Source organism: Dolichospermum compactum NIES-806, from assembly GCF_002368115.1.
Lineage (GTDB): Bacteria > Cyanobacteriota > Cyanobacteriia > Cyanobacteriales > Nostocaceae > Dolichospermum > Dolichospermum compactum.
This window is the reverse complement of sequence record NZ_AP018316.1, coordinates 4318554-4331302: the sequence shown is the minus strand read 5'-3', so window position 1 is coordinate 4331302 and position 12749 is coordinate 4318554. Positions and strand designations below refer to the sequence as shown.

Genomic DNA, 12749 nt, shown 5'->3' with positions numbered 1-12749 from the left:
AAGGACAACAGGAAGGACTTAGAACTGGTGTAGAAAGGGAAAGACGCGCTATGATTGAGAGTATTCTGCAAGTGCGTTTCGGTGAAGTTGATGCCGAATTGACAAGAATCATTAACCCCCTGATTGCCATGAGTAGAGAAGAATTTACCCCTTTACTTCTACAATCATCTCGTGAAGAGTTATTAGCGAGATTTTCAGCACAATAGTGATTTATCAGTAATTTATATCGGTATGCACTTGAATGAGATACATCATAAGCCCCCTCCTTGCTTGCGGGGAGGGGGTTGGGGTTGGGGGTCTTGTATTTCACTCAGCCAAGAACCGCTATATCGGTTATGGGTAATTCATAAATTACCCACTACATCCACAACCTTCAACCTTGATCAGATTTTAAGATACTAAACAATTAAGATACTAAACAATTAAATTTTTTATTAAAAAAAGCACAAGCAGATTTTATTTGAAAAAATTGTACAAAAAATAGTTGAGAATTTCAAGCCCTGAAATTAACTTTTTTCGTTAGCTTATTGAGAAAATTCTCAAGATTATTGAGAATATAGGGTACTTGTGCTTTTTTGCTGAAGAATCATTTGAATAAATTATTAGATATATTCAGATGTATAAGAATAATTGATAATGGTGCGTTACGCTGTCGCTAACACACCCTACCTAAATGAATCTCATTTTACCCATAATCCTTGATCATGGTGCATTACTATTGAGCAAACCCAATCAAATCCCCAGTCGGTTTTAACCGACTTGAGCTTTCAGACAGGGAATTTATTCCCTGGCTGTCTGGCTGTTTTACATCTTTGCGTGAAGTACAAAGAAAGGCTACTATAAAAAATAGTATTATAACAGACAAAGGACTATGAAATTTTCCCAGGGATTAGGCGTAATTCTAGGGACAACAACCCTAGCTTTAGTACAATACCAACCCGTATCTGCCTTAACTCCTGTACAAGTCAATGATATCGCTAAACCAATCACCGTCATGATTGGTGGATTAGATGGTAAAGGTTCAGGAGTAATTGTCGCCAAAAATGGTAATACCTACACCGTGCTAACAGCCAATCATGTGGTTAAAAAAGCGGGATATGGTATTTATGAAATTATCACCCATGACGGGCAAAAATACCCGATGGAAAACAAAGCTCAAATTGTGGGAAAATTAGATTTAGCCCTAGTCAGATTTACCAGTTCTCAAAATTATCCCCTTGCTAAAATTGCTGATTCTCGGACAGTTAAAGAAGGTGCAACGGTATATAACTCTGGATTTCCTATTCCTTCTATTTCTAATAGTCAAGAGCGAAATTACTTCTTTTTAACATCCCAAATCACAGCTAGAGGAAGGAGAGAAAATCTGGGATATGATTTATTTTTGAGTGGGAGTCCAAGACCGGGAATGAGTGGAGGACCAATATTAAACGACCAGGGGGAAGTAATTGGTATTTATGGTAAGGCTGAATTTGGCATAAGTGAATCAGCGTTAGCAAGAGATGGAGTTCAGGGTATCCCGACGGAAAAATTCCCCAATTTAATTAGTAATATTCAAAATAATACTCAAGCTAATACCCCTCGTAATAATCCTAGTCCTACAAATGAACCTACACCTGTTATATTTCAAAATTTAGAAGCATTGTTAAAAGCAGGAAAATGGCGAGAAGCAGATTTAGAAACTTGGGAATTGATGAAAAAGTTAACTAAACGAGAACGGGAAGGATGGTTAAGATTTGAAGATGTGAAAAATTTTCCCAGACAGGAATTGCGAAAAATGGATCAATTATGGGTAAAATATAGCAATGGTAAATTTGGCTTTTCTGTACAAAAGCAAATTTGGCTGGAGTTGGGGGGCAAGTTAGATGGAGAATACGACTGGGATACTTTTACGAAGTTAGGCTCCCGCGTTGGTTGGAGAAAAAATAATGAATGGCTCAGTTACGATAGTTACACCTTTAGTACGAATGCACTACCGGGACACCTGCCGTGGTGGGTGATTGATGGAGTGGGGATACTCTTTTCTCTTCTCTAGACTATAACCCATAAGCGTTATACAAGATTATAAGTATTTCTTATCAAAAAATAAACAACCGATTTATTAGGCTTTGGGGATTTCATTACCTGTTAGGCAGTTTGTAGTATACCTGTTGTGATGACATGAAAAGTAATAAAATACAAGCAAGATGCTTGTGCTACTGTAACTTCAAAAAGCAATTTACCAGTTAAGTTGTTGTGCCGTTAAATTGAATAATTAATACAAGCAAGATGCTTGTGCTACTGTAACTTCAGGTTTTTTGATTATACACAGGACTTACGCAACTGGCACATTGGTAGGGTGCGTCAAATATCAACAATCTGTTTATTTGCAGGATTTATGCAGTCTGACGCACCCTACAACAGATTTTTGGTGTGACACTTGCGTAAGTCCTATGAGAATAACAGTAATGGTATGATTACCTATTGCCAGTCTATCCCCACTGTTTAAAGTCCGACGTTGTTTAAGTAGCTTTTCACCGTTAACTTCAGTGCCATTGGCGCTCTTGTCTTCTACATAAAGCTGATTGTTTTCTAAGGTAATTTGAGCATGAAACCGAGAAATTTGCTTATGAGAGTCTAATAAAACTACAGGAGTCACCGTTTCACCGTTGATAACCGCAGGAAATTGAGTTATGTCTCGTCCGATAGCTATCGGCAGGGTAAAAACCTGTTCTTCCTGCTCCTCTGTCAGTTTATTTTCGGAAATCAGCTTGATTTGCATGGTTTTGATACTCCTATTTACACCTTAATATCTGATGGTCTGACTCGGTTTGAGTCAATTGATACTATTAATACATCAATATTTTCCCCTATTTCCATAAAAGTACCGAAAAAACTTTAAAAAAACTTTATTTTTTATTCCCCATTTCAGAGGTTAATCGCTACATATTCAGAGATAAAGGTGCGGTAAGCTAACAAAAGCAGTTTTTAACCTCAGAACAATGACAGCAAATAGTCCCACGATTTTGGCTTTAGACTTTGATGGAGTGGTTTGCGATGGACTAATTGAATATTTTGAGGTAGCATGGCGTACCTACTGTCAAATTTGGTCGCCGGTTAACGACACACCACCGGATGATTTAGCTTTGAGATTCTATCGCTTACGTCCTGTAATTGAAACAGGTTGGGAAATGCCCGTTTTAATTAAAGCCTTAATTGAGGGGTTTTCTGATGATCAAATTCTCCAATCATGGACAAACATCACTCCCGAAATCTTAGCAGCAGATAATCTAGAAGCAAAGGCAGTTTCGACAAAATTGGATCATCTACGAGATGAATGGATTCAGACAGATTTAAATGGTTGGTTAAGTCTGCATAGATTCTATCCGGGTGTGATAGAAAGACTCAAAATAACTCTTAAAAGTGAAATACAGTTATATATTGTCACCACCAAAGAAGGGCGATTTGTCAAGGAATTATTACAACAAGAAGGAGTTGATTTACCACCAGAAAATATTTTTGGTAAAGAAATAAAACGCCCAAAATATGAAACCTTGCGCGAATTAATCAAAAAAGCAAATACCCAACCTGCGAGTTTATGGTTTGTAGAAGATAGACTAAAAACATTACAATTAGTCCAACAGCAATCCGACTTAAATCATGTCAAACTTTTTCTCGCAGATTGGGGTTATAATACTCAACCAGAACGGGAAGCAGGAAAAAATGATTCCCGTATTCATTTAATATCAATTTCTCATTTTAATCACGATTTTTCCACTTGGTTATAATCTATATCCCAGACTTCTTAAAGAAGTCTGGGATCTATTTTCTATTTTCTCAATCAGATCAATCACTTCTTGGTAATTAGAAATTCTCTTTTGTTGTTGAAATAAATTAGCTGCTGTTTTCAAATCAGTAATTGCCCCCTGCTTATCACCTAACTTATTGCGAGAAATCCCTCGATTTTGGTAAGCTTCAGGAAAATTAGGATTAAGACTTAATGCTTTGTTAAAATCTGCAATAGCACCTTTTAAATCTCCCAAATCATGAAGAGTAAATCCTCGATGATTGTAGATACCAGGATAGTTAGAATTAAGACTAATTGCTTTGTTATAATCTGCAATTGCCCCTTTTAAATCTCCCAACTTATAGCGAGATATTCCTCGTTTATAGTAAACTTCAGGAAAATTAGGATGTAACCGTAAAGCCTTATTATATTCTTCAATAGCCCCTTTTATGTCTCCAAATGTATGACGGTTAATTCCCTGATGGAAATATACAATAGCCTCTTTCAGATCAGATTGTGCTAACAGGGATGATTTTATTCTAAAATCGGAAATATTTGCTAAATTTTTAGCACACACTGACGGACTATATAATATAGTTCCTAATATGAGAGTTGTAATTGTTAATCTCCATTTTTTCATGACGCTCTTTTCCCAATTATTAGCATACAGTTTTTACAGCAGTTTCCAATTATATGAGTAATATCTTAGCCCCCTCATCGCACCCCCCTAAATCCCCCCGCAGCGGGGGGAAGAAAAGGATAAGCTTTTGATACTGGAGGGGGTTGGGGGTGGGGTTCTTGTAACTCATAACATCGGGAAGTGCTGTAATTATATAGCATTGATTTACATCAACACAAATACACCCAACGAATATGCTTGATTTAACAAAAATATCGAGACAAATGCAAGGTTTCAGTCAACATTTAACTTCAGAAGTGGCTGCAAGTCATCAACGGTTGGAATTAGCACAAGAATATTTAAAAAAGGCGTTTGAGTGTCAAGAGGAGTTAGTTAAACGTCAAGAAGAATGGCGAAATCGGATTATTTTTGCCAATGCTACACCCATTGAACCTCTCGAAACCTGCATTACCATTTCTGTTCCCCCCAAAGTTCATACTGTCATTTCTACAGATGGTTCGCAAATTGCCCCCAGTCACCATGAAATTGCGTATTGTTACTTACTAAATATTGGCAGAGTGGTTTTGCATTATGGTCAAGATCTTCACCCAATTCTCGATAGTTTACCGGAGGTATTTTATCGCCCTGAAGATTTATATATATCGCGTCAGTGGGGCATTAGAACGGATGAATGGATGGGTTATCGGCGCACCGCTTCCGAGGCTACAGTCTTAGCAGAACTGGCTTGTAGTACCAGGACAGAAGCCCCAGTCTTAGCAATGACAGATGGTTCGTTAATATACTGGTTTTTAGATCAATTACCGATGGATGCGCGGGATATGATTTTACCTCCCGTTTTGGAAGCTTGGCAAAAACTCCAACAAGCCCAAATCCCCCTCATGGGCTATCTTAGTGCCTCTCGTAGCACCGAAGCCACCAACTTTTTACGCTTTTTAGCTTGTCCTCACCCTGTCCCCGATTGTATTACCCATTGTCCCAATCAACTAGAATACGTACCTTGTAAAAAATTTGAGACTTTGCGCGATACAACCATCATGACCACCCAACTTCAACCCGGACAACGGGGACCCCTATGGCGAAGTAATGCCCGAATTTTAGAATTGTATGACGAGCAAATTATTTATTTTTGTTACGTCCATGTCGGGACAGAAATTGCCCGCATTGAAGTTCCCGCTTGGGTTGCAGAAAATTCCATCATGTTTGATCAAGCACTAGGGCTAATGTTGGCACAGGTACAAAAAGGATATGGTTATCCTGTGGCGATCGCCGAAGCCCATAATCAGGCTGTAGTCAGGGGTGGTGATAGAACCCGGTTCTTTGCCCTTTTAGAACGACAAATGATTAAAGCTGGGATCAAAAATGTCGGGATTTCCAACAAAGAAGCAAGAAAACGGGGTAGCATCGCTTGATTTTGTAATAAGTTGATTCAAGGTTTAACATAGTTTTAACTGCGCCAATAAAATCACAATTTCATCTATTGCTGTTCTCATGACTTTCCCCGGTTGCTCAGATTGATTTACCATAATACTAAAAACCAAGGGTTCATAATTAGGTGCATTCATATATCCAGATAGAGTAGAAATTCCTGTCATTGAACCTGTTTTTGCTTGCACTATTCCCGCAGCCGCAGTATTAAGAAACCGATTTTTTAGACTACCTTTGACACCAGAAACAGGTAAAGAAGCCCTAAAAACTGCTGCTTGAGGTGATTTACCAATTTCTTGTAAAACTTGTACCAACGCTGCTGGAGTCGTTAAATTTTTCCGAGATAAACCAGAACCATCTACAATGACATAACCTGCTGGTGCAACTCCTAATTGAGTTAAAGTTTCTCTGACAACTTGTAATCCAACATCAGCCGTATTTTGATTTTTCTCTGCTGGTTTCTTAATAGCTAAACTTCTGAGTAAAGCCTCAGCATATAAATTATTACTATGCACATTTGTCTCTAGTAATAATTCTGATAAAGGTGGAGATTCTACTGTGGCTATTTCTTTTTCTTGTTTATTTTGACTAATATTTTTACTTACAGTTTCTTTAACAGTGATTCCCTGTCTAGATAAATTTTGGCGAAATTGTCTGATAAAATTAGCAACTGGATCAAATACAGCTAACCCTGTAATCTCTGGCTGGGAATTTATAGCCAATTGTCCTTTAATTCGCAGAATTTGTCCTTTTAAGTCACGATTTACTTCTATAAAACTGGGTTTATCGGATTCAGTAGTGACGGAATTATTTTCGATTTTCCACCGATATGCTTCTGTTGGTTCTGTCCATTTTAATTTTAATGGGTTTCCAATAGTTTGGGGTGAAAAAGTTAATACAGTAGCATTTTCATTAAGAATAAAACTGTTAATTGGTGCGCCATAATCAGCTTGAATGTCTTCCCATTCCCAACTGGAATTAACCACTTCACCTTGCCAATAACTATCATCAGCAATTAACTGATTAATTTGCCTAATTCCCTGCTTATATAGTTGTTTCGATAATATTGTTAATTGAGCATTTTTGAAACTCGGATCTCCCCTTCCCACTACACGCAAAACACTATTATCATCATCATAGATAGAAGTACGAATCCGAAAATCTGCCCCTAATTGTTGTAATGCTGCTGCTGTAGTAAATAGCTTCATATTAGAAGCAGGAATAAAATATTTTTGGCTGTCTTGAGTATAAAGAATCTTTTCTGATGATAATGGTTTAATTAAAATCCCCCAACGGACTCGACTAAATTGAGGACGATTGATAATAGTATTAATAGCTGATGATAATTGAGCAGGACAAATTGATTTTGTATTCGTAACTTCTGGAACTGGTGTTTGTGCTTGTGCTATTTTTTGAATACTACCAATATTAATAGAAACAAATAGTAATATCAAGCTAAAATAATTCTTTTTTGACATATTACCAACTTGGTTTAGCTAGATTTTTAAACTTTGTAAATTGTGGATCAAATAATAGTTTAACTGTTCCTGTTGGTCCATTCCGATGTTTAGCGATTATTACTTCGGCAATTCCTCTATCTGGAGTATCTGGTGAATAATATTCATCACGGTATAACATCATAACTATATCCGCATCTTGTTCAATTGAACCCGATTCTCTCAAATCAGATAACATTGGCCGTTTATTAGTTCTTGCTTCTACTCCGCGACTTAACTGTGATAAGGCAATTATGGGTACAGATAATTCTCTCGCTAAACCTTTTAAAGAACGGGTAATTCTCGATAATTCTTGGACACGATTATCACTACTACCTTCCATTAATTGCAAGTAATCAATTACTATTAATCCTAAGTCTTTAGTTTGTTCGGCTTGCAATCTTCGCGCTTGACTTCGCATTTGTGTGACTGTAATATTTGCCGTATCATCAATAAAAATTGGCGTGTCTGAGAGTTTATCAATGGCACGGCTTAAAGGTTCCCATTGGGTTTGACTAATCCGGCCACTTCTTAGATAACTGCTTTCAATTCCAGCTTCACTAGCTAATAGTCTTTGTACTAGCTGTTCCTTGGACATTTCTAAACTAAAAACCGCAACTGCTAATTGATAACCGGCTGCAATATTATGAGCTAGGTTTAAGCAAAACGCTGTTTTTCCCATTGACGGCCTCCCAGCGACGATAATTAAATCAGAACGCTGAAAACCGCTGGTCATGGCATCTAAATCATAAAAACCACAAGGTATTCCTGGTAATGCAATACCTTGATGACGAGTTTCAATATCTTGAAAAGTATTAATTAAGGTGTCACCAATATGAACTAGTCCTGATTGGGTTTTTTGTTGGGTGACGTTAAAAACTTTTTGTTCGGCATTGTCCAGAACTATTGGTAATTCTGTTTCTGTCTCAAAACCAAGATGAACTATTTCGTTACCTGCTTTGATTAATTGCCGGCGCAGGTATTTTTCCATCACTAACCCTGCTAAGGCATCAATATTTACCGCTGAAACTGTCCGGTCTACTAATGTTGCTAATTTGTTTCTGCCACCAATTTGGGTTAATTGATCGTTGTCTGTTAACCAACTGGTGATGGAAAGTAGGTCTGTGGGTTTTTGCTGGGTATGGAGACGGAGGGCGGCTTGATAGATGGTTGTATGGGCGCTAATATAAAATGCTTCGGGAACTAGGCGATCGCTCACTCGACCAATTGCCTCTGGATCTAGTAGAATGCCTCCTAATATCGCTTCTTCTGCTTCGATGTTTTGAGGTGGTAAACGATTACTACTATCACCCTGAAAACTTAGTTCTTCAGCCATAAAATTTTAAATGTTGGTGATTTTGGATTTTTATTTCATCATCCAAAACCAATATCCGAATTTTAGATTTTAAATTTTGGATTAAAGATTGAAAATTCAAAAATGTCCGCAGTCGCTAAATTTATTCGAGGATAAATCTAAAATCTCAAATTAATTGACAAGCCTTGGCTTAGTTGCTGGAGTCAATCTAAAATCTAAAATCTAAAATCCAAAATTGTATCACCGTTAGTTAGAGACAACTTCAATGTTAATTACTGCTGTTACTTCAGCATGGAGTTTTATTTCAGCTTTGTAAGTACCCAATTGGCTGATATCGGGAATGGTGATACCACGACGATCTATTTCTAGACTAGCTGCTGCTTTAATAGCATCTGCGACATCTTGAGTAGTAACAGTACCGAAAATAGCTTCATTTTCCCCAACTTGCTTGGCAATTTTTAAACCAGCAATATTTTCTAAAGCGGTTTTTTGCTCAGTTGCTTGTTGTTTGAGTTCTAATTGTCTTTGATATTCTTTCTCGCGTCGGCGTTCCACTTGTTTGAGCAGACCGGGTGTAGCGCGAGCGGCTAAACTCTGGGGGATGAGGTAGTTACGAGCATAACCGGGAGCTACTTCTACCAAATCACCGAGTTTTCCCAGCTTGGTAACATCTTTTGTTAAAACTAATTGCACACGTTTCGCCATTGTTTTTCGCTTTTCTTGGTAAAATCTTCCTTATTTGGGTGTCGCAGGGTGGCTCATAAAAGTGTAGCTTGATCCTCAGCGACTTTTAACGTACCCACAGCCTCGACATTGTAGCGAAATTTGGGGAGCGATCGCAACTCTAAATGCTAGAAATTTAAAAAAAGCAATATTTTCATTGTCCTTATCTTATTCCGCGTGAGTGAGGATATACTTAATATAAGTTAATTGACCTTCGTAATCTATGCTAACAATCAAAAGGGTTTAGCATTGCCAAAGGCCTACAAATAAATCATCAAAATAATTAAAAATTATCTTTCATTCCCCGAATTCGGGCAAAGGTTTGGATTCCATTATCACTCTTTGCTGTTGCTTGTAGATATGGTTCTTCCCAGCGTAAAAAAGGATTGGTGAGTTTTTCCAGTCCTAAAATTGATGGAACTGTTGGTTCTAATTTATCCCGTTGAGCTTTAACATCTTGGTAACGTTTTTGTAGATCTGCATTTTCAGCATCTACAGTTACAGCAAACCGCAAATTACTTAAAGTGTATTCATGGGCGCACCAGACGCGAGTATGATCAGGTAAAGCCCGGAGTTTACTTAATGAATCTACCATTTGCCCCGGTGTGCCTTCAAATAAACGACCACAACCGCCAGCAAACAATGTATCACCACAGAACAATTCTCCAGGCTCTCCTGGACTTGCTGGGGGGAAATAGTAAGCAATATGAGCGCGAGTATGTCCAGGTACAAAGAATATATTAGCAGGGCGATCGCTAAATTGGATGCGATCGCCTTCCTGTAAAAACACCTGTTGTCCCGGAATCCTCCCCCTGTCTTCCGCACCTCCATAAACTTTCACATCAGGAAATGCTTTCATTAATTGTGTATTCCCACCCACATGATCACCATGATGATGGGTATTAAAAATTGCCACTAACTGAGCATTAATTTTTCTCAATTCATCTAAAACTGGTTGTGCTTCCGCCGGATCAACAACAGCCGCAATATTCCGCAGTGGATCATGCAGTAAAAATATATAATTGTCAGCAAGTACCGGTAAACGAATGATTTGCATTAGCTTTTCCCATTGGTAATTGGTAATAAGATATCTATTTTCATCCTGTTAATCATTAAATCCTGGACATCCTGATTCAGACAATATGTTTAATTAATGTAGGGGCGCAGGGTCTGCGCCCTTAATGATATTGCTAAGACCAAGAATCTAAATCTAAAGATTGCATTCCTTCCCTCTTAACATAATCGAGTAAACCTCCCAACTGCCGCCAAACAAAGAAGCAAGTTAACAGACTCAGTGGTAAACCTATACTTAAAGCCATTCCCGTAGGAAAACCAAATATCTCGAAACCAGAACAAAGAAATAAGCAAGAACCACTAGTAATACCAATAAATGGCACTAACAATTGTTTATAAAAAGAACGGGTATTAGTCTTTTCTTTAGGAGATTTATCTTGTGGCCATTGCTGGACAATTACCTTTAATGTCCCAGATAAAGCTAACCCAGAAGTTAAAGCCGTGAAAAAACCAACTAATAGTAAAAAGTAGGGTGGTTGCAGAGGGTAATAGTACATTAAAACTCCTGAGTGTTATTAAAATTCGTTTTTATTTGGTAACAGATTATTTAGCTAAAATAGCTGCTACACCTTCTTTCGAGAACTCGGTCAAGAGGCTAATGGCGACATTAAGTAAACGATTTGGTGGTAAATCATCCTTGACCAAATCCCACAGACGTTGGACTTCTTCTGTGTGCAAACGGTCATCTTCAGTGATAGCTAAGACCAACTGACGACGGAGAAATTTACCCTCTTCGGAAAGGATGAATTCTAAACCCATTTTCGCCGTTGGTAAAACATCGAAATTGCTATCAGTGCGAGCAATCGTAATCAGATTTTCTAACCTTTGCCACTGGAATTTACCATCTTTGAACAACACATTCAATAGCCGTCGCCGTAATGCGGGAGATTCCCCAGTTAATAACCGCCGAGCGATATAGGGATAACCCACTTCCACAATTTTGAAATTAGGGTTAAGACTGAGGGCAATTCCTTCTTGTGTCACCAAAGAACGAATAATCAAAGCAAACTTTGCCGGCACACGGAAAGGATATTCATACATCAATTCCGAGAACTCATCCGTAATGGTTTTGAAGTTGAAATCTTGGACATTTTTACCAATAGCATTTCCTAATACTGCTTCTAATGCAGGAACAATAGGCGTAATATTAGTATTTGCTGCCAAAAAGCCCAATTTGACAAAATCTTCCGCTAAATCGGCGTAATCCTTATTTACCAAATGTACTAAAGCATCAACTAAACTTTCCTTAGTAGTTTCCTCCAATTGATCCATCATGCCAAAGTCAATGTAAGCCATGCGACCATCGGGCATAGCGAACAAATTCCCAGGATGAGGATCGGCATGAAAAAAGCCATGCTCTAATAGTTGTTGTAACCCAGTAGTTACACCTATTTGAATGATGGCTTCTGGATCTAAACCGACAGATTGAATATTCTCAGTATCTGTGAGTTTAAAGCCGTTGATCCATTCTAGAGTTAAAACATGAGTGCTGGTATAATTCCAGTAAATAGAGGGAATTTTTACCTGGGGGTCATCACGGAAATTATGGGCAAATTTTTCCGCATTGCGACCTTCATTGATGTAGTCAATTTCCTCAAATAGCTTTGTGCCAAACTCGTCCACAATTAAAGTTAAATCGTGTCCGAGATTCAGCGGTAGCCAAGGAGCAAGCCAACTGGCAACCCAACGCATGAGGTACAGGTCTTTTATCAGTAGCGGGCGGAGATTAGGGCGTTGTACTTTGACTGCCACTTCCTCGCCGCTGAGTAAGCGACCCCGGTAGACTTGACCCAAACTAGCTGCTGCTACGGGTTGAGGCGAAAGCTCTCGAAAAATTTCGCCAATTGAGCGATTTAATTCTGTTTCAATAATCTGATATGCCAGATCATTATCAAAAGGTGGTAACTGGTCTTGTAACTTGATTAGTTCTGCTAAGAAGTCTTTGCGGATTAAGTCGGGACGAGTCGAGAGGGCTTGACCGACTTTAATAAATGTCGGACCGAGATTGGTGAGTAGGGTTCGCAACTGGGTAGCGCGTTTCCCCTGATTTTCCTCCACCTGGTCTTGCCATTCGTCCCATTTGAGACTGAATATAAATCCGGCAAAAGACCAGATTATTCTCAGTAGTCGTCCCCAGGCTAACCAAGGACGGTAACGAAAGTAACGAGCGATCGCTCCGCTTGCCCAGGGCAGTGCCTCTGGGTTATACTGCTTTAATTCATCAGATTTATACTGACCCACGCCTTTATTTGCCTCTTCAACTGGGAATTTTACATCGTCGCTTTGATCCTGAATGCTAACTTAGTTGTTGGC

11 protein-coding genes and 1 pseudogene are annotated in these 12749 nt (G+C 38.5%); 4 read left to right on the top strand and 8 right to left on the bottom strand.

Features of this window, described 5'->3' with window-relative positions; all coding sequences use genetic code 11:
* Together CA730_RS25790 and CA730_RS20055 are read left to right on the top strand one after the other, a co-directional pair.
* A pseudogene (locus CA730_RS25790) lies at positions 1–206 on the top strand (hypothetical protein); the annotation flags it as partial.
* A 665-nt stretch (positions 207–871) separates the two neighbouring features.
* Positions 872–2032, top strand: a complete 1161-nt coding sequence (locus CA730_RS20055; RefSeq protein ID WP_096669968.1) for a GUN4 domain-containing protein — start codon at positions 872–874, stop codon at positions 2030–2032.
* A gap of 327 nt (positions 2033–2359) precedes the next feature.
* Here the strand turns inward: CA730_RS20055 and CA730_RS20050 are convergent, their stop codons facing one another.
* Positions 2360–2758 carry an FHA domain-containing protein gene (locus tag CA730_RS20050; protein ID WP_231939896.1) on the bottom strand — a complete coding sequence of 133 codons (399 nt, stop codon included), beginning with the start codon at positions 2756–2758 and terminating at the stop codon, positions 2360–2362.
* Between the two features lie 220 nt (positions 2759–2978).
* Between CA730_RS20050 and CA730_RS20045 the strand changes: the two genes are divergently transcribed.
* A complete protein-coding gene (locus tag CA730_RS20045; RefSeq protein WP_096669966.1) occupies positions 2979–3764 on the top strand; it encodes an HAD family hydrolase in 786 nt (261 codons plus the stop codon).
* Here CA730_RS20045 and CA730_RS20040 read toward each other — a convergent pair.
* Positions 3759–4403, bottom strand: a complete 645-nt coding sequence (locus CA730_RS20040) for a tetratricopeptide repeat protein (RefSeq protein ID WP_096669964.1) — start codon at positions 4401–4403, stop codon at positions 3759–3761. The two genes, CA730_RS20045 and CA730_RS20040, sit on opposite strands and share 6 nt — an antisense overlap.
* Before the next feature lie 233 nt (positions 4404–4636).
* On the opposite strand from CA730_RS20040, the gene CA730_RS20030 reads away from it, so the two are divergent.
* Entirely contained in the window at positions 4637–5812 is a 1176-nt protein-coding gene (locus tag CA730_RS20030) for a DNA double-strand break repair nuclease NurA (RefSeq protein WP_096669962.1), read from the top strand.
* A gap of 24 nt (positions 5813–5836) precedes the next feature.
* On the opposite strand, the gene dacB is transcribed toward CA730_RS20030, so the two are convergent.
* The 6 genes from dacB to CA730_RS19995 form a co-directional block, all read right to left on the bottom strand.
* Positions 5837–7306 carry a D-alanyl-D-alanine carboxypeptidase/D-alanyl-D-alanine endopeptidase gene (dacB, locus tag CA730_RS20025; RefSeq protein ID WP_096669960.1) on the bottom strand — a complete coding sequence of 490 codons (1470 nt, stop codon included), beginning with the start codon at positions 7304–7306 and terminating at the stop codon, positions 5837–5839.
* Between the two features lies 1 nt (position 7307).
* Positions 7308–8660: a replicative DNA helicase gene (gene dnaB / locus CA730_RS20020; RefSeq protein ID WP_096669958.1), complete on the bottom strand. Its 1353-nt coding sequence runs from the start codon at positions 8658–8660 to the stop codon at positions 7308–7310.
* A 225-nt stretch (positions 8661–8885) separates the two neighbouring features.
* Positions 8886–9344: a 50S ribosomal protein L9 gene (gene rplI / locus CA730_RS20015; protein WP_096669956.1), complete on the bottom strand. Its 459-nt coding sequence runs from the start codon at positions 9342–9344 to the stop codon at positions 8886–8888.
* 301 nt (positions 9345–9645) lie between these two features.
* Positions 9646–10419 carry a hydroxyacylglutathione hydrolase gene (gene gloB / locus CA730_RS20005; protein ID WP_096669954.1) on the bottom strand — a complete coding sequence of 258 codons (774 nt, stop codon included), beginning with the start codon at positions 10417–10419 and terminating at the stop codon, positions 9646–9648.
* 133 nt (positions 10420–10552) lie between these two features.
* Complete coding sequence (locus CA730_RS20000; RefSeq protein ID WP_096669952.1) at positions 10553–10933, bottom strand: hypothetical protein; 381 nt, start codon at positions 10931–10933, stop codon at positions 10553–10555.
* A gap of 46 nt (positions 10934–10979) precedes the next feature.
* Entirely contained in the window at positions 10980–12677 is a 1698-nt protein-coding gene (locus CA730_RS19995; protein WP_096669950.1) for an ABC1 kinase family protein, read from the bottom strand.
* Positions 12678–12749 lie beyond the last annotated feature (72 nt).